Annotated in this window: 11 protein-coding genes and 1 other RNA gene; 3 read left to right on the top strand and 9 right to left on the bottom strand. The window is 45.4% G+C overall.

Going from position 1 to position 21,610, the window contains the following annotated elements:
• Positions 1 to 166: 166 nt before the first annotated feature.
• From guaB to HXT43_RS01395, 7 genes are all read right to left on the bottom strand, one after another.
• Positions 167 to 1,711: an IMP dehydrogenase gene (gene guaB / locus HXT43_RS01425; RefSeq protein ID WP_112928771.1), complete on the bottom strand. Its 1,545-nt coding sequence runs from the start codon at positions 1,709 to 1,711 to the stop codon at positions 167 to 169.
• Positions 1,712 to 1,763: 52 nt separating this feature from the next.
• Entirely contained in the window at positions 1,764 to 2,867 is a 1,104-nt protein-coding gene (locus HXT43_RS01420; protein WP_112928773.1) for an MraY family glycosyltransferase, read from the bottom strand.
• Positions 2,868 to 2,995: 128 nt separating this feature from the next.
• Positions 2,996 to 3,682, bottom strand: a complete 687-nt coding sequence (locus HXT43_RS01415) for a Sua5/YciO/YrdC/YwlC family protein (RefSeq protein WP_174191595.1) — start codon at positions 3,680 to 3,682, stop codon at positions 2,996 to 2,998.
• A complete protein-coding gene (gene prmC / locus HXT43_RS01410) occupies positions 3,679 to 4,677 on the bottom strand; it encodes a peptide chain release factor N(5)-glutamine methyltransferase (RefSeq protein ID WP_004119662.1) in 999 nt (332 codons plus the stop codon). Before prmC ends, HXT43_RS01415 begins: the two co-directional genes overlap by 4 nt.
• Before the next feature lie 33 nt (positions 4,678 to 4,710).
• Positions 4,711 to 5,808 (bottom strand): peptide chain release factor 1, encoded by a 1,098-nt coding sequence (gene prfA, locus HXT43_RS01405; RefSeq protein WP_004118799.1) that lies wholly within the window; start codon positions 5,806 to 5,808, stop codon positions 4,711 to 4,713.
• A 146-nt stretch (positions 5,809 to 5,954) separates the two neighbouring features.
• Positions 5,955 to 6,167 carry a 50S ribosomal protein L31 gene (gene rpmE, locus HXT43_RS01400; RefSeq protein WP_004118797.1) on the bottom strand — a complete coding sequence of 71 codons (213 nt, stop codon included), beginning with the start codon at positions 6,165 to 6,167 and terminating at the stop codon, positions 5,955 to 5,957.
• A 157-nt stretch (positions 6,168 to 6,324) separates the two neighbouring features.
• Positions 6,325 to 15,777 carry an InlB B-repeat-containing protein gene (locus HXT43_RS01395; protein WP_421781026.1) on the bottom strand — a complete coding sequence of 3,151 codons (9,453 nt, stop codon included), beginning with the start codon at positions 15,775 to 15,777 and terminating at the stop codon, positions 6,325 to 6,327.
• Between the two features lie 324 nt (positions 15,778 to 16,101).
• On the opposite strand from HXT43_RS01395, the gene ssrA reads away from it, so the two are divergent.
• Positions 16,102 to 16,498: a transfer-messenger RNA gene (ssrA, locus tag HXT43_RS01390) on the top strand.
• A 68-nt stretch (positions 16,499 to 16,566) separates the two neighbouring features.
• On the opposite strand, the gene miaA is transcribed toward ssrA, so the two are convergent.
• Complete coding sequence (gene miaA, locus HXT43_RS01385) at positions 16,567 to 17,580, bottom strand: tRNA (adenosine(37)-N6)-dimethylallyltransferase MiaA (protein WP_032842568.1); 1,014 nt, start codon at positions 17,578 to 17,580, stop codon at positions 16,567 to 16,569.
• A gap of 142 nt (positions 17,581 to 17,722) precedes the next feature.
• On the opposite strand from miaA, the gene HXT43_RS01380 reads away from it, so the two are divergent.
• Positions 17,723 to 18,532 (top strand): GTP pyrophosphokinase, encoded by an 810-nt coding sequence (locus HXT43_RS01380; protein ID WP_004107417.1) that lies wholly within the window; start codon positions 17,723 to 17,725, stop codon positions 18,530 to 18,532.
• Positions 18,533 to 18,694: 162 nt separating this feature from the next.
• A complete protein-coding gene (locus HXT43_RS01375) occupies positions 18,695 to 19,441 on the top strand; it encodes a Bax inhibitor-1/YccA family protein (RefSeq protein WP_415707091.1) in 747 nt (248 codons plus the stop codon).
• Positions 19,442 to 20,256: 815 nt separating this feature from the next.
• Here the strand turns inward: HXT43_RS01375 and tuf are convergent.
• Complete coding sequence (tuf, locus tag HXT43_RS01370) at positions 20,257 to 21,456, bottom strand: elongation factor Tu (RefSeq protein WP_004118785.1); 1,200 nt, start codon at positions 21,454 to 21,456, stop codon at positions 20,257 to 20,259.
• Between the last annotated feature and the right edge of the window lie 154 nt (positions 21,457 to 21,610).

The raw sequence follows: 21,610 nt of genomic DNA, 5'->3' as shown, positions 1-21,610 counted from the left end.
CATTTTTAGTGGGATATCCCACTAACTATATAATAATTTTATCTGTCTTGTCAAAACAAAAACGACGAAAAGCAGGCAAGTTTTGAGTAACTTGCGTAACTTTTCGCCGTTTAAAATAGTTGCGATTTATACGCGATTTAATCGCGCAACTTACGCACCACGCGACTTAGTTGTGGAAACCGCTGTAGTTTGGTGCTTCTGCAGTCATCACAATATCGTGAGGATGAGATTCACGAAGACCTGCATCAGTAATACGAATAAAGCGTCCGCGCTCTTGCATTTCCTTAATATTGTGAGCACCAACGTAGAACATGGACTGATGCAAGCCACCAAGCAACTGGTAAAGCACAGCGTTAAGTGGACCGCGATATGGAACTTCGCCTTCAACGCCTTCTGGAACCACCTTGTCGGAGCTGGTAACGTCTGCCTGGAAGTAACGATCCTTCGAATAAGACTTCTTACCACGAGGAGCCATTGCGCCAAGCGAGCCCATGCCGCGGTAAAGCTTGTACTGCTTGCCGTGAAGAAGAACCTTCTCACCAGGAGCTTCCTCACATCCAGCCAAAGTGCCGCCGAGCATAACGGTGTCAGCACCAGCAACCAAAGCCTTAGCAATATCGCCGGAATAGTGAATGCCGCCGTCTGCAATGCATGGAATACCAGCAGCCTTGCAAGCCTGAGCAGCGTCGTAAACTGCAGTAAGTTGAGGTACACCAACGCCTGCAACAACACGCGTAGTGCAAATAGAACCTGGGCCAACGCCAACCTTTACAGCATCAACACCAGCGTCAATCATAGCCTGTGCGCCTTGGCGAGTTGCAATATTTCCGCCAATAATTTGCACACCGTCGAAAGCCTTATCTGCCTTAATGCGACGAATCATGTCGAGAGCCAAGCGAGCCTCGCCGTTTGCGGTATCGACCACAAGCACGTCAACTCCAGCTTCCATAAGAGCGCACGCACGCTGCCAAGCATCACCAAGGAAGCCAATGCCAGCAGCAACACGCAAGCGACCTTGATCATCCTTAGTAGCATCCGGATACTGCTCAGTCTTCACAAAGTCCTTAACAGTAATCAAGCCTGTAAGCTTACCTTCAGCATCAACCAAAGGCAACTTTTCAATCTTGTTATCCGCAAGCAAGCGGTGAGCATCTTCCTTAGAAATATCGGAAGGACCAGTGACGAGATTTTCGCGCGTCATCACGTCCTTAACTTTCAAGCGATCGTAATCTTCGGAAGCAATAAAACGCATGTCACGGTTGGTAATAATACCAACTAAATGATTTTCGCTATCCACTACCGGAAGACCAGAAATATGGAAACGCCCGCACAATTTATCTAAATCGGCGAGCGTAGCATCTGGGTGAACAGTAAGCGGGTCGGTAATCATACCGGATTCACTGCGCTTAACAATATCAACCTGCGCAGCTTGATCATCAATAGAAAGATTGCGGTGAAGTACTCCAATACCACCGTTACGCGCCATGGCAATAGCCATATCGGACTCGGTAACAGTATCCATAGCTGCCGAAATAGTCGGCACTTTCATGGTAATTTCGCGAGTCAGACGAGTGGAAGTATCCACTTCGGACGGAATAACATCAGTTTCGTTTGGAAGCAAAAGGACATCGTCATAAGCGAGACCGAGCTTCTCGAAAATTGGTGGAACAGGAGCATACACGGATTTCGTGTTAATATCAGTTGTAGCCATAGGGTTACTATACGTTTTTGCTATGACGTTTGCCGAAACTCCGAACGAAACGCTACGAATTGCGAAGTTCGGGCAGGCGACGACGCAAGTACGGCATCATTGTGAGCACAGTAAGCAACGCAGCAGCAAGAATCATTCCAACAAGCACATACACAGCTTTAAAGAACAAAATCATAATAGAGCCAAACGCAATCAGCGCCGCCCATCCCCACAAAATCAGCACAGCACCTTGCACAGAATGTCCGATTCTAAGCATGCGGTGATGCAAGTGCATGCGATCCGGATGCATTGGCGACTGCCCTTTAGCAACACGCCGCGTAATCGCCAAACACATATCAAGAACCGGCAAGAACAGCACAAGAATCGGCAATAAAATCGGCATAAATACAGGCAAATAAATACTCGTGTGAACGGCGGACGGATCCAAATGGCCGGTCATAATAATCGACGCGCAAGTAATTAAGTAGCCGATTAGCATGGAGCCGGAATCGCCCATAAAAAGTTTCGCAGGATGCCAATTGTGCATGATAAATCCAACGCACATACCTACCATTGCAACGTCAATAAGAGTTGCCATTGATGCGTAGGATGGCGACGTGCGCGCGAGCATGTAGGAGTAGGTTGCGAAGGCAATTCCGCCAATTGCAACAATTCCGGAAGCCAGTCCGTCCAGCCCATCTACAAAATTTACTGCATTAATTGAAGCAACGATTAGTATTGCAGTTATTGCGATTGACACGCTTGGAGATGCCGTCACGAGTGAACCGAGCGGCAAAGTTACGATTTGCAACCCTCCCCACGCTACAAAAACAGCTATAAGCAGCTGACCGGCAAGCTTTAGCATCCAATCTAAATCCCAAATGTCGTCGCATACCCCAAGCAGGCATATCATAACGGCTCCTGCTAGTACAACCCACGGCTGGTGCGTTCCTGCAAAAAGCCCAGAAATAAATGGCATAGAACTAGCGAATGCCATCGCAACTGCAAAACCAAAAAGCATACCTACACCACCCATACGTGGCGTTGGAATAGTATGCACGTCGCGAGCGCGAACTTTGCCAACAGCACCCATACGGATCGCAAGGTGACGAACAAGCGGCATAATAAGCCACGTAGTACCGCCTGCAATTGCTGCAATAAACAGGTATACCCTCATAAATGCGTCCTTTGCTATGCGATTACTTCGTTGGTTTTAGCAGCGTTTGCTAAATTTTTCGCTTGCTTATTTTGATTGTAGCGATTTGTTAGTACCAGAAATTTAGTATCAGAAATAAGTTAATAAACTTACTCACTTAACGCATTACGAATTTCGCACTCCGAAATCACACCTTCGCGCAAAATCACAATACCGTCTTTATCGCTTGAATCCGCACCAACTACCGTGCTTGCCACGTGCGAGCGAGTTGGACCTGCGTTCAAATACAGCGGAATTTCGTTGCCGAAAGCCTCAAATGCTTCCTCGACGCTGTCTGCACTTTCGTTACCACTGCGATTCGCGCTAGAAGCAGCCAGCGGGCCCGTAACGCGCAAAATTTGCATTAATTCCGGGCAATCAGGCACGCGCACACCTTGAGTTGATTCGATTGCTTGAGTTGATTCAGTTTCTTGAGTTTTCTCATCAGTCTCATTCGTTTTGCACAGCGTTGCAAGTTTGGACGCAACCGAGTCCTTCTTAGCGCGCGCAATCGGAGAATATCCACCCGGAAGGAACTTTTTGCCTAAAATATCCAGCGGAGACGGCAAATACAGCCCAAGTTTTTCTAAATCTTCCACTCCGCTCATTAAAATTTGCAACGCCTTCGTGCGCGGCCTGCGCTTAAGCTCGTAAATTTTTGCAACTGCAGCTTCATTAAATGGGTCACAAGCAACGCCATACACAGTGTCAGTTGGCACTACGATTACGCCGCCTTCGTTAATAATTTGCGCTGCCATTTGCAGTGATTCTCCGTTGATATTGCAAATTTTGCTCATTTTTGCCTCTTTTGTTGCTTTTGTTGTTTATTTTGCTTATTTTCTTCTATTTGATTCAAGTCATATATCTGATTCAAGTCATATTTTTGCGCAAAAGTGTATCGCGGTCTGCCTGTTAAGTCGTTTCCAACTCGAGTACACACAAAACCTAGGCTTTCCGCGTACTTTTTAAGCGCATCTCCTTGCGAAATATCATGCTCCATAACCATAGCTCCCCCGGGTTTAAGAAGCGCAAAAGCCGCGCGCATAATCTGCTCCGGAATAAGCAAGCCATCCACAGAGCCGCCGTACAACGCAAGCGGAGGATCATATTCTCGCACTTCAATCTGTTCCGGCACTTGATTTTCCGGCACGTAAGGCGGATTCGTTATTACTAAATCTACTTTGCCGCAAATTGCGTGAAGTTCAGGAGTTAAATCTGAAATATGCGCTTTTGTTGCATCTGCAAGAACAGCATGGTATCGACTGGAAATCTGCATATTTTCGTAATTCTTTGCAGTTTCTTCAGAATTTTTTCGCAAATATTGAAAAGCTTCAGGAGATTTTTCTACAGCCCACACTTGCGCGTCTGCAACTTCCGTTGCAATCGACAATCCGATTGCTCCCGAACCTGCGCATAAATCGACTACCGTAGGCTTGCTAATACCAGATTCTCTAAGCCAATCCAATCCCGCTTCAACAACAATTTCCGTTTCGGGCCGCGGCACAAAAACGCCCTTGCCAACGCGCAAATCCAAGTAGCGGAAAGGCGCGCGACCAATAATATGCTGCAACGGCTCGCGAGAAGCACGCCTAGATACAAAATCGCTATATTTGCTAGCATAATCGGGCGAAAAATTCTTGTAATCACCCATAAGCAGAGCTTTGTTTAGCTCAGCTAAGCTCACTCCGCAAGCGTGAGCCAGCAGCAAGCGCGCATCATATTCTGCTGACTCCACACCTGCAAACTCAAGCTTTTTAACAGCATCGCGCAAAACTCGCAAAAGTTCTTGCATTTTAAGAATTGTTTAGAAATTTTAATCGGCTACTTACTTGGCTTGCGCTAAACGGTCAGCTTCATCCGCCTGAATATCACTGTCGATAACAGGCTGCAAATCGCCGTCAAGAACCTGGTCAAGATTGTAAGCCTTGTAATTCGTGCGATGATCCACAATACGATTTTCTGGGAAATTGTACGTGCGGATTCGCTCAGAGCGGTCGAGCGAACGCACCTGTGAGTGGCGCATATCCGCCGCTTCTGCTGCCTCCTGCTCGTGCTTCATAGCGAGCAAACGAGACTTTAGCACGCGAAGGGCTGCCGCACGGTTTTGAATCTGCGACTTTTCGTCTTGCATGCTAACAACAATTCCGGTTGGAATATGCGTCATGCGAACCGCGGAATAAGTAGTGTTCACGGACTGTCCACCAGGACCGGAGCTCATGAAAATGTCGATCTTCAAATCTTTTGGATCGATTTCGATTTCGTCGTCATCTTCGTCTGCTTCTGGAAACACGATTACGCCGGCTGCGGAAGTCTGTATGCGCCCCTGCGATTCAGTAACTGGGATTCGTTGCACACGATGCACGCCACCCTCGTACTTCATGCTTGCCCACACGCCGTCTTCTGGAGCAGGAGTACCTTTTGCGCGAATCGCAAGCTGCACGTCTTTTACGCCGCCAAGTTCCGTTGAATTTTCGCTTTGGATTACGGTAGTCCAGCCGCGCTTTTCGGCATAACGCATGTACATACGCAATAGATCGCCAGCAAACAGAGCAGCTTCTTCGCCGCCTGTGCCAGCTTTAATTTCCATAATCATATCGCGCGCATCATCCGGATCCCTAGGAATTAATGCCGTGCGAAGCTTTTCTTTTGCTGCTGGAAGCTGCTCTTCTAAGCGCTTAGCTTCTTCAGCAAAATCTGGGTCGTCGCTTGCCATTTCGTTTGCGGCTTCAAAGTCGTCGCAAAGCTGCTTGTAATTTAGGTAAGCATTTACGATTGAGCCGAGTTCTGCGTGCCTGCGGCCGAGCTTGCGAATAGCGTCCGGGTTTGACGCAACTTCCGGACTTCCCATGCGACTTTCAATATCGCGATACTCTTCTAACGCGGTAACTGCTGCCGGGAATTGTTCCTCTACTGACTCAGCCATCATATTCCTTTGTAGTCGCGCTTAACGCGGATTGTAAATCAAAAATTTAAATGTTAAATGTAGAACACTAAACACACATGTTTAGCACATAAAACGCCAGCCCCGATTCCGCGAGTTACACGAAAGCAGGGCTGGCGTCACAAAAGCTACTTAGTCTTCTTACCGTAGCGCTTCTCGAAGCGAGCCACGCGGCCGCCGGTGTCGAGAATCTTCTGCTTACCGGTATAGAATGGGTGGCACTTTGAGCACACGTCAACCGTCATGTGATCGCCATCAGCGGTGGAACGAGTTACGAAAGTGCTTCCGCAAGAGCAGGTAACCTGCACTGCGTGATAGTCGGGATGAATACCCTGCTTCATAATGTCTCCTATGGAATTCGGGCGACCCGGGTCGCAAAGCCCCAATAGCTAAGCGTGAACCGGAACCTTCGTTATTCTAGTCACCACCCTCGACGCGCTTATAATTCGTATAAAAATGGAGCGCATGAAAAATTCAAACGCTCCAAATTTAAATAAATTATTTATTATTGCGACGCTTGCGATGGTGCTTGCCAGTCTTTACCACCGCAAGACCAATTGCTGCGATTGCTGCCGACAAAATACCAGCAGATGCAGAAGAAACCGTGTCGCTACCAGTTTTAGCTAATTCCAGCTTTGCTTCAACAGTTTCTTTTAGATCCTTTTCTTGCTTCTTTTCATCCTCAATAGTTACGTCATATGAAGTAGAAGAATCAAGAGAAGGAATAACTTGCTCAGGCGCTGGAGTTGGCTGCTCAGGCGCTGGTGCTGGACTTGGAATTGGTGCTGGAGTTGGAGAGTTTGGTTTGCTCTCAGAAATCACATCAATTTCAACAGCAATTTCCGCTTCGCGACCATACTTATCGGTAGTAGTAAACGTTAGCTCAACTTTTGGCTTTCCATTCACAATCTTAGGAGTGCCGGAAATCTTGCATGCAGTACCAGCGCAGGTTGCGTTAATACCGTTTACAGAATTCGTAACCTTTGAGATTAACTCGTTAATGGTTACTTCCTTACCATCTACCGTAATCTTGTTAGTAGCATCGCCAGATCCTTCAGTCATGTTTTGCAAAGTAAAGTTCGTTAACATACCCTCGCGAGCAGAACCACTAAACTTAAACCTCATAGGAGCCATCTTCTCGAAGTTTGCAGTAATAGTGATTTCGTGTTTTGAGTGAGGCTTTGGCAGCGAAATCTCTGGATTTACTCCAGCATTGCGCAAAACCTGCTTCAAAGCTTCCAAACTAGACTTCTTGGAGCTGCGAATTATCTTTGCAACAAATGGCTTATCTGCTTCATCAGCAAGCTCAGCGAGCACTTCTCGCTGTTCATCAAGAACATAACTATCAATTGCGTTCTCAAGATTAGCAAATGTTAAGTCTATTCCAGCTTCTTGCATTAAATTCTTCAGCGCTTCTATTGAAGAATACATAGAATTGGAAATTTGCTTGGCAAGCCATGGTTTTCCAGCTTCTTTAGCAAGTTTTACAAGCAAAGTCTTTTCATGAACTTGCTCAATGACTTTGTCAACATCAATGCCATTTTGGACAAGCTTATCCTTAATCTTTTGTAAGGAATCATGAGACTGACGAATTTCAGAAGCTAGATCAGTCTTATGATTTCTTTCAGCAACCTGAGCTAATTCTTCACGCTTAGCATTGTAGACTTGCGCAGCATGTTGCTTTTGCGCTTCGTTCAGGAGATTTTGCAAAGCAGCAAGCGTATATTTATCTGAGTTACGAATCAACTTTGCTACATATGGCATACCATCCATAATTGCCATTCGAGCCAAAGCTTCTCGTTCTTCTTCTGTGGCCTTGCGTTTATCTGCCAGAGCCGCTGGCTTTTCAGTCGTATTAGACGACCAATCCTTGAACACGTAGCCCTTATCGGCAAGCACATCTGGAACTGGCATAAGCAAATTAGTAGCGCCGTTTCGTACCCAATATACTGAAACTATCTTGTCGCCAGCACTCTCAAGAGGCGATTTTTGCAAACTTCCGCCCTTACCAGCTACATACGTCACCTTCGTGTAGTTCTTTTCTATGAACTTAGCCGCAGCAGTGCCCTTAGCCGGCAAATCGTTATCTGCAATCACGTTAGGCAAAACATACACATGCACAGGCAACTTAGTTGTAACAGTTTTTTGCTTTCCTGTAGTCTTATCAATTTCATCAGTAGGCTTAGTTACATTCACCATAATTGTTGAAATTCCAGGCTTTGAAACATCAACCTTAGCATTCTCATCTACAGATACACTCACTTTAGGGTCAGCACTATGTACGAGCTTATTGACGTTTGGAATCTTATCTCCAACGCCAACAACTGTTTCTGGAATCTTCACACCATCAGCGCCATTTTGTTCAGCAACGAAAATGCGCGGCCTGCTGATATCCCAATTGTCGTGTAAGAGTATGTTTGACTTACGGCTCTTTGCATCATACATTTGCCACTTTGTAAAACCGGAAAGTTCTGCAGCAGTATCGTTTGCAACTTTTTGAGCAAACTTAATGTTATCTTCTTTATCTTTTCCGTGACGAATATACAGAAGTTTTGGCTTATACGAACCGTCAGCCCACGTTCTACCAAATCCTGGAAGGAATATGGTTGCAACGTAGCCATCTGGAATATCGTCTTGTTGAGAAGCGTCAATTACGTTTGGCACAAGCTTATAACGTGCTATAAAAGTGGTGTTCCCACTAAACTTCATACCAGCAATTTCAGCACTAGAATATAGCTTAATTTTTGGTGGATTCGACACAGTAGTAGGTGTTGGAGCCGCAGTAGCAACAAGTGTCACAACAGGGACTACTGATGCAGCAGTATTTGTACCATTCGTAATATTTGGCGTGTTGGTCGAATTTGCTACAGGTGCAGTAGCTGCCTGCATCTCCCAGCCTTGGAACTCGTAATGGTATCCTTTTGCATCGTAATCCTTGCCAATAACCTGCGGTGCACGAACGCCACTAGCAGATTGCTTATACGCGTAGTACAACTCGCGCGAACCTTCAGCAAATTCACCCTTGCCATTTGGTGACTTATTATCACTCTGAGCATTTATAAAGTTGACTGAAACATACTTAGTCTTATCAAAAACTAGTTTGCGTTCAGCATTAGCACCAGTTTGCAAACTCGACTGTTGACTATCATTCTTCGGCAAGCTTTCTGGATACATAAGCTGATAAAGCACTTTTAAGCGTCCTACAAGTCTATAAGCCTTGTAATCCACTGCATCCTTATACTTAACTGTAACTTTCAAAGGAACAGTGTACAAAGCAGGCTTCTTAAGCATTTTTTGTTTAAACTTATTTTGTTCAGCTTCAGTTGGTAAATCGTATTCGACTTTTATGTCTTCTATGCCATTATTCACAGCAGCATCTGCTTTGAGTTGAGGCATATTAGTTATAAAATCGGTTAACTTTGGAAGCGTGTTAGGATCATCTTGCACAGCAACCAAGTAATCAGTCTGCACTGTTGGCTCTGTCCAAGGAGTTTGATCTGCCACAAACTCTTGGAATGGTTCATTGACTTTCCAGCCATCTTTCCAATCACCGGTCACGTCAGCAACATCTTTAACTTCAGTAACTTTCTTACCGTCATTAAGCATACTGCTTCGTTTCCAAGTGCCAGTAGCTCCAGTGAGACTGCCTTTCAGCATCTCAAGAACATTCACTTGCTTTCCATTAATGATCTTCGTAATTTGGGAAATGTCAGTGCCCTTCTTTACGTAGAACACTTTAGGGCCGCTTGTACCGTCTTTCCACAATCGACCTGGAGCAGGCTTAAAGATTGCGACTACAGCATCCTTAGGAACTTCACCACCGTCAGACGAACTCGAGAAGTAGTCGATTCGCTTGTAAACAGCGTGGTAAGTTTCTCCAGAATCAACGTTCACCGTAATAACTTTATAACGGCTTTCTGAATCGATAACATATGTCTGCTTTGGATTCGGATTCTCAGCAGTCGGTTCTACAACCTTAGTTGCCCAACCCTTAAACACGTAGTGGTAATGCTGGTCACTGTGATCCTTACCGAATGCTTGCGGCACGCGGATTCTAACATCCTTACCCTTATAAACGTACGCAGTAAGCGTAGTTTCTTCGCCAGCATGAGGATTAGCATTACCGCCATCGCGACCAATAATAGTGCCTTCATCGTTCTTGCCAGTAAAGGTAATCGGAACGTAGTCGTTAGCATTCTTGCTACCGTAGTCAGTAGCCTTAAACTTCTCCCACTCGCTTCCGTACACCAAATCCGGCAGCGTGCGGTACAGCACTTCAGTTTCAGCAATGTTGCCATCAAGATGCACTTGCACTTTAATCTTGTGCAAGCCTGGAGTGTTGTCAAACTTTTCGTCTTTACCGAATGAGAACGTAGCATCACTTGGATACTCATCAGCATTCGTTATAAGAGCTTTAGCTGCAGTTGGATCAGCCGGATTCAAAGTATCTATTGGCTTCAAAACCTTAGTATCAATTGCAACAGGAGCTTTTATCTTGAAGTTAGCAGTGTAAATTACCTCAGGATTGTTCTGCTCTTCGGAGCGAATCGGCAAGCGATTTACACCATCGGAATACTGAAGCGTATGCGAGCCAACTTCAGACGAACCGACTTTCGAAGTCCAGCCTGCAAACTCAAATCCAGGCTTTGCTTTCACTGTTGGAAGTGGCATTTGATAAGCTTTTGTGCCCTTAATTGCGTCGTACACAAGAGCAGAGCCGTCAGCTACATCCTTGTTCTGCCAGTCAACAACGCTGCCCATAGAGTCTTGACCATCAGCCACTTTAAACACGTAACGCGTGTAGTGATCTGGGCGAGCTTGATAATCGTCCTTACGCTTAAGCACGCGTACGTCATCATATCTAAATGTGATAGTACGAATATCGTCAGCTTTTTGCTTGCCGTAAGGATCAGTAACGTATTCAATACGCTGCTGCGTATTTTCTGGCTTAAAGCCTTCAATAGGCTTGTAGAATACTACGTCATACTTTCTATTTACAGAGCTAACTTCGCTTTCTGGAAGAAGCTCCTTTTCTTTACCGTCCTTACCAATAGTTACATAGCGAACTTTGTACTTGCGCATATTATAAGTTTGGTAAATAAACTCGCCAGTATTCTCAGATTCAGTACTCGAAGCTTCAAAGCTCGTGAAATGCTTATCTGGGAAGTGCGTTTCGTCACTATAGACTGCTTCCGCATTGTAGCGCAAATGCTCGCGCAAGCCGGAAACCGTTTGCTCGGCGGTATGGTCTACCATCGCAGCTTTGGCTTCTTTCGTAGCAGCATCCTTATAGTCAGAAATCGTGTATCCAGGCTTTAAGAATATATGCTTAAAAGTGCCCTTGTAGCGAGTATCCTTCACCCACACTGCGTTAAGCGTTATATCTTCTACTACTTTGTTGCCAAAGGCGTACGGCAAAGTTTTGCCATTCTTGTTGATTTCCCAACCGTAGAAGTCGTAGCCTTTGCGAGTTGGAGTGCCTATTTCATCCTTTTCGTCAATAACATGGTAGCGAGCGAACTCCTTTTTCTTAACTACGTTTGTGCCAGCTACCTCATTACCGTTTCCATCGGTATTTGGCATATTGTAGTTAAACGTTACCGTGTGCTTAATATTAGTTGGCTTACCCCACGCAGCATAAAGCTTAATGCCATTAACTGGCATTGTAACATCTTTAGCTTTACTTTTATCTTTGCTTTCACCTTTAGCATCTTCACTCTCGCCATTTATAAGCTGACTACCAGCTTGATCAACAGCCCAGCCTTTAAACACGTAGTCTTTTGGCAAATTGTTAGGACGAGTGATGGAGTAAGTTTTGCCGTTAAGTGTGAATGTGTACTTGCCATCGAACTGAGTTGCGGTGTTATCACCACCCTCTTTAGTTACAGAATCATCGTAAGACGTATCTTTTCCGTATAAATCTTTGTCTTCGCCCGTCAAATCTTTTTTGCCGCGCTTAGTCAAGCTATACTCGTACGGCAATCTCTCTGTAGCAGCGCCATCCTTTGCGTTGCTTATAGCCTTGCCGTCCGCATTATAAAACTGCACGTCGTACGACTGGCGGTCATACTTAAACTCAAGTGGTTTGTTATCATTAAATTCATTTTCATCACCAGAATAATTTTCTTGTTCATCTACTGGAACGCCCCTATACTTTCGAAATGCTAAATGATACTTTTTAGCAAAAGCTTTCTGCTCATCCTCACTTAAATCATCCCAATCCCCATGAGCATGAGATTCGTTATACCACACTTCCAGATTATCTTTAAAGTCGTCTGAATCTAACGCATCACCAACTTTTGTCTTATCATAACCATCAGCAGGATTAAAACCAGCAATAGATGGAGCTGGATAATCATAGCCAGTGTTGGGAGTATCATCTTTGCTATAAGAATCGGTAGAAAGCTCATAATCGTCATCGCTTGCTGTACCACCCTTTTTAGCGGATGCAATACTTTGCTTCCTAATAATCACCTGTATAGGCTGACTTTGATCACTGCTATCAGCAGTAAGCAGACGCTGATTATCTTTTAACTCGTATGTAGTTTGAGGAGTCTTCTCAGGGTCATCGCTAATTCTAGGTGCTACTTTGTCTTTTTGATCTTTTTTAAAAACAGCACGGAATTCAGGGTCAGCAAATTCTTCTTTAGTAAAACGATACGGAGGAGTGTCACGATACTTTATATCCCCCGCAAATCCAAGCTGCCACCCTAAAGAGCCTTTTCCCTCTTCACTAAAATATAATTCATTTACATCAGGCCAAATATCAGTAAGCTTTTGACCGTAACGAACTTTTACGCGGTAGCCTTTATGGTTAATTGCATTGTCATTATCATCTTTGTCTTTTTTATCATACTTATCCGAGCAACCGCCACCGCCAGCATAGCAATAAATAGTTGTTTTGCCGTTTTCATCTTTTCTTTTTATAGCAACATTGTCACCGCTATTGACGCCAGCAGGCTTAGCAAAAATAAGCTCATAAGTATTGCGGTCGTAAACTAAGTTAAGAGTGTTGTTTAAGTCGTTTGCGCAAAGCTTCGCTTTACTGCGTTTGCCTAAATCTGGGCGACCCTGCACAAAATCATGTTCCTCAGTGTTAAGCTTTTTAGTAAGCTCCTTATTCACGTGGAAGTAGCGCGTGAATAAGTCCTTACCCTTGTTGTTAACATCACCAGGATGCTCAGTATCATACCCGTCTAAGCTTGTTACAGGCGTATCGTTCATCCAGTTGAACTTTGAAATTAAGCCATCTTTATGATTATTCGCATCTGTACCTTGCAGCTCTTCTTTTGTTAAGCCAAGCTCCGGGCTCGTTACATAATCAGTTTCGCTTTTGCCATTAAGCTCATCAGTATCTTTAGCAACACCAGCATCATCCATCTTATCGAGCACAACGTCGCTATCAGTTTGCACATTCGTGCGCTCAACAAGACCAACAAAGTCGTAGTTTACAAGCGAATCCGGATGCTCTTTGTCAACTAAATCCGCTTTCTGTACCCATACGTTCACACGGTAGCTGGTAGTATTGTTAGCTTCCCAAACTGCGCGGAATCGCACATTGTGATCCGGCATCTTGTAGTTAGTAGAATTTCCTTTAATTAGTGGACTACCAGAAGTATTTGATTGATTAGTATCCCCTGGTTTTACTACCTGCCACCCAAGGAACTTATGACCACGATATGTAGGTTCTGGAACCGCAGGCACTTCCTGATCATAATACACTTTTTGAGCAGTAACATCCGTGCCGCCAGCAGAATCGTAAGTAACTTCATACGCCTTACGATAGTAACGAAGGTTCAAAACTAGCTTGTCTTTTTCATCTTCAGAATCAGAAAGTGGCGAGCTAATAAGATTATGCTCCGGCTCGTAGCCTGGAATATACAGAGCTACAGCACTCACATCTGAACCAACAGTGCCAGTAACTTCAGTGACGTGGATACGTTCTTTTTTGCCATCTTTGTAAGTTACTTCAATAGTCTTGCCAACGCCAAGATTTGGAGCATCGTGAAACTCATCCTTATTATCGAGATCCTGCACCAAGTGACGCACATAGTACTTAGCTGTTTTAGGAGCGTAGTTGATATTCAACTCGCCGTAATACTGAATGCCGTCTTCTACTGCCGGTTGCGCAGATGATGAAGATTGCGAAGTTGTTTGAGATGACGAGGCTTGCTGGGCTTGAGCGCCGTTGTTAGCTCCAACAGCAGGCCTTTTCTTTACAGCATACTCAGTAATCAGCTTCTTACTCAAACGCAAGTAGCGCTTAGCATCCGCATCCGTACCGTCGTCAATAACAAACTTGCCTTCGTCGTTTTTAATGTAGTACTGATAATCCCCGGAATGGTATACAGATGGACGGTATCCAGCAGCCTGCGGAAGCTCAATGTATTCGTACTTACCATCTTTGTCAAGCTTATCGAAGTCTTCTTGGTCAATTGTAAGCTCATAAGGCTGTACAAGCTGCTTATTCGCAGCACCGCCAATCGTATAGCGAATTTGCAAATTGTACGTAGCTTTTGACTTAGTGTCGGTTTGTACCTGTTCGTTGGCTTGCTCTGTACTCTTCGCCTCTGGATTATCCGTATTCGGCTTAATTACCTGGCTGTCTGGATCAGTTGCTGCGTTATTAGTTGTTGTGCCAGCGTTCGGTGTGCCAGCGTTCTGTGTGCCAGAGGTCGGTGCAGGAGAAGGTGAAGGCGTTGGCTGATTGCTCGAAGTAGGCGTTGAGTGAGTTGTATCATTGTTCGGCGTAGAAGCAGATTGATTCTGGGAAGCAGAGTTTTGTGCAGTAGTTGAAGGCGTAGCGCTTTTATCTTTGCCTGTGGCACCTGTAGTTGCACCTTCTGCACTGCTTTGCGAACCTTGTGCATTGGTTCGTGCAATTGTATCTGTACCTGGGGTCGCTGCAGTTCCAGCACCAGCGTTAGCTTCTGTACCTGTTGAAGTTACAGGAGTAGACGATGCAGTTGTATTACCTGCAGGAGCCGCATCTGCAGCAGCTGGCTCTACGTTTGCAGGCTGCTGATTTTCAGCTGGATCAACGTCACCAGCATTTGCTTCCGGTTGCTTTGTTTCTGCTGGCTTCGCAGTTGGCGTTGATTCTGGCTTTACTTCTGCTGGCTTTGTAGCTGCAGTATTTGTAGTAGCCGGCTTATTATCAACATTCTGAACCGGTTTCGCAGTATCTGGCTTCGTCGTATCTGGATTAGTAGTATTTTGATGAGCTTGCCTATTAGCAGTCGCACTTTTTACAACAGAATTAGACACTGGCGCACTCACCGTAGCAGATTCAGCAGCACTTACTGTATTTTCAGTAACATTTGACTTTGAGCCTAAAGTTGCATTTTTAATCTCAGAAGTATTTGTATGCGTAGCAGACTGAACGTCATGAAGAGCTTTATCAGAATTTACAGACTTCACAGCACCTACAGAAGGCATAATAGGCATGGGAGAAGAAATTGCAACTGGGGTATTTTTCACACTAGTCAGCGGCTCAGAAGGAGACGCAGCCAATGCAGATGGAGATGCATTCGTTTCCAGCACAGATGCACCAGAAGTAGTTTCACTAGGTTTCTTATCTTCTTGCTCTTTGCGAGATCCCTCAGCCTCGCGCAACTGTTGCATTTGTGCATCATGACGCGCAAGCTCTACAAACTTTTGAGTTTGAGCACTCTTATTGAGCACGCCAGCACCCCAACGCTGCATGTTCAATTCGTCTACATCAGGCTTACCTTTGCCCATTTTTTGCGTCATATTAGACGCATCGATAATATCTTTTTGAGTAGGCTGAAGCGCGGAAGCTACAACAGATGGCAGCATCATTGCCAAAGTTGAAGCAACAGCAACTCCAGCAACTCCCTTACGCAAAGCACGAGAACGCTTCACCGCATGAGCCTTACGAAGTGTTCTTCTTGGTACCACATCACCGTGTAAATCTTTACGCTCTGCCATTATTTCTCCTCACTCCAACCAATTTCAAGTAGACCACGCATACTTATAAATCTTCATATGTATCATACATGAATACAATATATGGACATAAAATAAACATTTGTTATAATCTTTTATTCATTACAAATCAACTACAACTCATATTTACGCTTGGCAAATAAAATCACCTAACTAATAGTATACTAATCAATACCCCCCCCCCAAAAAAAAATCATCCGAACGACTATGCCGTGAGGAATAAGTGCTCAAGCAGTTCGTCGCGTTAAAATATGATACAATGTAGAAATGTGTGCTCTAGAGCAACAATTGTTTGAAAAATCAAAAGGGGTCGATCGGTTTCGACGGCGATCTGTTCGCCGCGGGGAAGCGTGCCGAGAATGCGGAAGTCCACTCGTAAACGTCCTTTCGCAAAAGAATAAGTGCTAAATCTAATCGCACTGAGTTCGCTCTCGCTGCCTGAGCTTCGCGCCAGGATTAACCAGTGAGCAGCTGCTCCGTTCACCCACTCACGTCTTCGGAGTGGTGCTGAACGTCATAAGAAGACTTGCTTGAATTGCCGAGCTGCAGGGCAATTCAGGGACTTTGACTGTAGATATGCTCGCCATGAATTGTCTGCGATAACATGGGGGCAGAAAAACTGCCGCACGGCCAGCAGACTACGCACGTAGAAGACCGAGGGTACGGTCACCGGACCGGGGTTCAATTCCCCGCGACTCCACAAACGCAACAACGCCACTGCTCAAACAGTGGCGTTTTTTGTAGCAAAACCCAATGTTTCCAATGCTTAAATTAAACGTTAAAAGCATCTCCGAGATGGTGCTGAGTAGCGTGCTCAGTAGCGTCAGAACTATTGCAATCAAACTCCCCCGCATCCGCAGCATCAACAATCGCGAGCGCAGCTTCCGCAAGATCCGGTCGCAACGCGTCCAACCAGTAAATGCGTGCATCCCTACCAAACCAACCCATTTGTTTGCGTGCAAGTCGTCGAGTTTTTTGCGCAATATCCGCAAAAGCCTCATCCTCACTCCAAACGCCATCCAAATAATCCATAATCTGCTGGTAGCCAAGAGCACGAGCTGCAGTCACACCCAATCGCCCTCGAATTGCGCGCACCTCATCCACAAAACCCTGCTCACGCATAATTTGCGTACGTAAATCCACGCGCTTATCTAAATCTTCACGACGCAAATCTAAGCCAATTTGCACGCAATCAATCACATACTTATACTTCGGAAGCGTTGCGGAATAAGGCTTTCCTGTAAGCTCAATCACTTCAAGCGCGCGAATTGTACGTCGCGGATTGCGCGCATCCATATGAGCCGCAGCAACCGGATCCTTCTGCTTCAACTCATCAAACAGCGCACTCGCTCCCTCTTTGCGCTCGCGCTCCTCCAAAGCTGCACGAATAGACTCATCCGTGCCTGGGAATGTAATATCATCCACAGCAGCACGAGCATACAATCCCGATCCTCCAACTAAAATCGGCCTCACACCACGCGATTGCAACTCACTAATACACTGCCTTGCCAAAGTTTGAAAGCGCGCAACCGTCATCGTTTCTTCAGGATCAATAATGTCAAGCAAATGGTGTGGTACTTCCGCCTGCTCCTGCGCACTCGCCTTAGCCGTGCCAATATCCATGTAACGATACATTTGATACGCGTCTGCGTTGATGATTTCCGCACGAATCCCACGCTCAGCTAATTTTTGCGCAAGCGCAATACCAAGACTAGTTTTGCCTGAAGCTGTAGGACCAACTATTGAAATTACTTTAGGAATATTATCCTGCTTATTTTCAGACAAAATACACTCCCCGTCAAAATACTTTCCTAGATTTTGCTTGCGCGCAATCACCTAAGATATTTATATCACGCTTTGCAAAGAATATTACATTTACATACGCACTCCCAGACGTTTAGCAGTTTTTATAGTATTATTAAAAGACGTGATACTTGATCGTCATAACCGCGTAAACGCAGCAGAACTCTATGCGCGTCTTCATAGCAACGAAGCAGCTAATGAAAGCAACAATTTAAGTAGCAATGTAAGCAATACAAAAAATCAACAAAATTGCTCCCAATGCGACAAAACTAATTCGCTTATGCTTCCTGAAGACCAAATCGACGAATTTGTAAACATGATGCAAATTTACGAAGGAGCAATGTACGAAATAAGTACAAAGCTCGAGATTCTAGATAGCGAATTTCAGGTGCGATTCTCTCACGACCCAATTCACCACATGGAACGCCGTCTTAAATCAGTGCACTCAATTTTTGAGAAGCTGCAAAGGCGTCATCTAGATATTTCCACACGCTCTATACGTGATAATCTTTTCGACGTAGCTGGAATTCGCGTAATTTGCAACTACTGCGACGATGTGTATTCTGTAGCACAATATCTTTCTAAACAAACAGACATTCAAGTATTGCAAGTTAAGGATTATATTAAGAATCCAAAACCTAATGGATACCGCAGTTTGCACGTAATTTATGCAGTTCCTGTGTTCTTGTCTTCTGGAGCACACTACACGCCAGTTGAAGTGCAATTCCGAACTATTGCGATGGATTATTGGGCCAGCTTGGAGCACGCTTTAAGATACAAAGCCGGTTTGCCAGATGCAAAGTTGGCTGAGCACTCTCAAACCTTGCTCGATTGCGCACATAGCTTGCAAAATATTGAAACACAAATGCAAGGTATTCACCGCGATATTAATGGTGCTCCTCAAGTTGAAGAGGCACCTAATAGTAAGGCATAATATCAATGCGAAGCGCAAGATTACGCAATACTAAAATCAGCTTATTGTACGAACGTATAAATTATGCTGTATTTTTTTAGCATTTTCCCAGATGCTTTAATTATAATTATGTGAGAACGTTGTCTTGACAGCGTTTTATTTCATAGCTGTTAAGGAGAAATAATGACAAACTTTACTCAAGATTATTACGGAAGCAGTGCTCCTGAGGTTATTGACACTCAGGCAACATATGCTTTTGAAGAAGCAAAAAGAGTTTCAGTAGGACGCACTTATGGCGAAATGACGCTTGGATTGATTGTTACAACTCTTGTGGCACTGTTCACTCAGAGCGGTAATTTCTGGCTTAGATTTATGTTTGCAACCCGCGGATGGGGTTGGATGATGCTGGCAATTGCTCAGGTTGTGATAGCAGTTGTTCTTGGAACGCGTTTAATGAAGATGAGTGAGACAACAGTACGAGTTTTGTTCTATGCTTATGCTGCTTTAACAGGATTCACTTTAAGCTCAGTCTTTCAAGTATTTAGCCTTGGATCTGTGGCATTAGTGTTTGCTTTAACTGCAGGATTCTTCCTGTGCTTGACAATGCTTGCACTTACTACAAAAAAGGATTTGCTTAAAGCTGGTCCAATTCTAATAGTTGCATTACTTGTATTCGTTGTTGCGCAAATTATTATTTCATTTATTGGGCAAGATACTGGAACAATGCGTCTTATGGCTGGAATTGGCATCGTTATTTTTGCAGGTTTAACAGCTTACGATGCTCAGCAAACTCGCGCATTACTTGCACAATATGAAAATCAGCCTGAAATGGTTAAGAAAGTATCTATTTTCTGCGCATTCCAACTGTTCTTGGACTTCATTAATATGTTCATCTACTTGCTAGAGTTGCTCGGAGATAATAGAGATTAGTAGTTCTGATTTTCTAAACACAAAACCCTGCTGAATTCGTTCGGCAGGGTTTTTATTTATGTGTTCTGTGTTCCAAACATGGGCGCGACGACATGCTTGAGCGCAGCATTGCGCGCACGAAAGCAACTCGGAGCGCCGAGCTTGCTCAGAGTTGAAAGCACAGTGTGCTTTCAACGCAAGCGAGGTCTGTCTTCGTCAATAAAGATGAAGACAGGGCAGGTTAGTGTGGTAGTTCATTTTTTTTGGGGGGGGGTTGTGTTTTGTGAGCGCGACGACATGCTTGAGCGCAGCATTGCGCGCGCGAAAGCAACTCGGAGCGCCGAGCTTGCTCAGGGTTGAAAGCACAGTGTGCTTTCAACGCAAGCGAGGTCTGTCTTCGTCAATAAAGATGAAGACAGGGCAGGTTAGTGTGGTAGTTCATTTTTTTTGGGGGGGGGTTGTGTTTTGTGAGCGCGATGACATGCTTGAGCGCAGCATTGCGCGCACGAAAGCAACTCGGAGCGCCGAGCTTGCTCAGGGTTGAAAGCACAGTGTGCTTTCAACGCAAGCGAGGTCTGCCTTCGTCTCGATTGACGAAGGCAAGGCAGGTTCGTGTGGTTGGATTTTAGAAACTGGGTTGTGTTTTGTGTGCGCTGACGACATGCTTGAGCATTAACCACAACCGTGCTTCGCATGCCAAATCGCGCTTTGAAGGAGCTTGAAATCCCAATGATTTCAAGCTCCTTCAAAGCGCGCACGAACATAATAAAGACCCCGCGAGGAAACTCGTGGGGTCTTTATTAAGCCTTAGCTAATATTTTCAGTTAGAGAAAATACTAGGCAAGAATCTTGGTCACACGACCGGAACCAACGGTACGGCCACCTTCACGAACTGCGAAGGTCAAGCCCTCTTCCATTGCGATAGCCTGGATCAACTCAACAGTGAAGGTTGCGTGATCGCCTGGCTGAACCATCTCAACGCCGTCTGGCAAGGTGATAACACCGGTGACGTCGGTGGTGCGGAAGTAGAACTGTGGACGGTAGTTGGAGAAGAACGGCGAGTGACGACCACCTTCATCCTTGGTCAAGACGTAAACTTCGCCTTCGAACTTGGTGTGTGGGGTCACAGAACCTGGAGCAGCCACAACCTGACCACGCTCAACGTCGGTACGGTTGATACCACGGAGAAGAAGACCAGTGTTATCGCCAGCCTCGGCCTCATCCATCTGCTTGTGGAAGGTCTCGATGGAGGTAACGGTGGTGGTCTGAGTTGGACGCAAACCAACAATCTCAACTGGGGTGTTGATTGGGAGCTTACCACGCTCAACACGACCGGTGACAACGGTACCACGACCGGAGATGGTGAACACATCTTCGATTGGCATCAAGAATGGCTTGTCAAGATCGTGAGTTGGGGTTGGGATGTACTCATCAACAGCCTTCATGAGCTCCTTGACGGTCTCTACCCACTTCTCGTGATCTGGAGCGTCATCGTGCAAAGCACCGTAAGCAGAGGTGCGGATGACTGGGCAGTCGCGATCGAAGCCGTTTTCTTCGAGGAGGTCACGAACCTCTTCTTCGACGAGGTCGATAAGTTCTGGATCATCAACCATATCGCACTTGTTCAAAGCAACGAGGATCTTCGGGACACCGACCTGCTTAGCGAGCAAAACGTGCTCACGGGTCTGAGCCATAGGACCATCGGTAGCAGCAACCACGAGGATTGCGCCATCCATCTGAGCAGCACCGGTGATCATGTTCTTCACGTAATCAGCGTGGCCTGGAGCGTCCACGTGAGCGTAGTGACGCTCAGCGGTCTGATACTCGATGTGTGCGATGTTAATGGTAATGCCGCGTTCCTTCTCTTCTGGAGCGGCATCAATCTGATCGAAGTCATACTGAGGGTTCAGATCTGGATACTCGCCATGCAGCACCTTAGAAATAGCCGCGGTCAAGGTAGTCTTACCGTGATCAACGTGACCAATGGTACCAATGTTAACATGCGGCTTAGTACGCTCGTACTTTTCCTTTGCCATGTGTTTGTCCTCCTGGACGTCTCGTAGTTTGCCTCACACATTTGTGAGAGGTCTTTCGCTACATATTACTGGGTTTCTGGGTTAGGTGCCACTTCGGTGCCAGAACCCAGTCAACGTAGGAAATTCTAGCGTTGACCGGGGACAGAAAACACCG

The organism is Gardnerella sp. DNF01195 (assembly GCF_049244175.1).
In the GTDB taxonomy this organism is placed as follows: Bacteria; Actinomycetota; Actinomycetes; order Actinomycetales; family Bifidobacteriaceae; genus Bifidobacterium; species Bifidobacterium leopoldii.
This window is presented reverse-complemented; position numbering and strand designations above follow the sequence as displayed.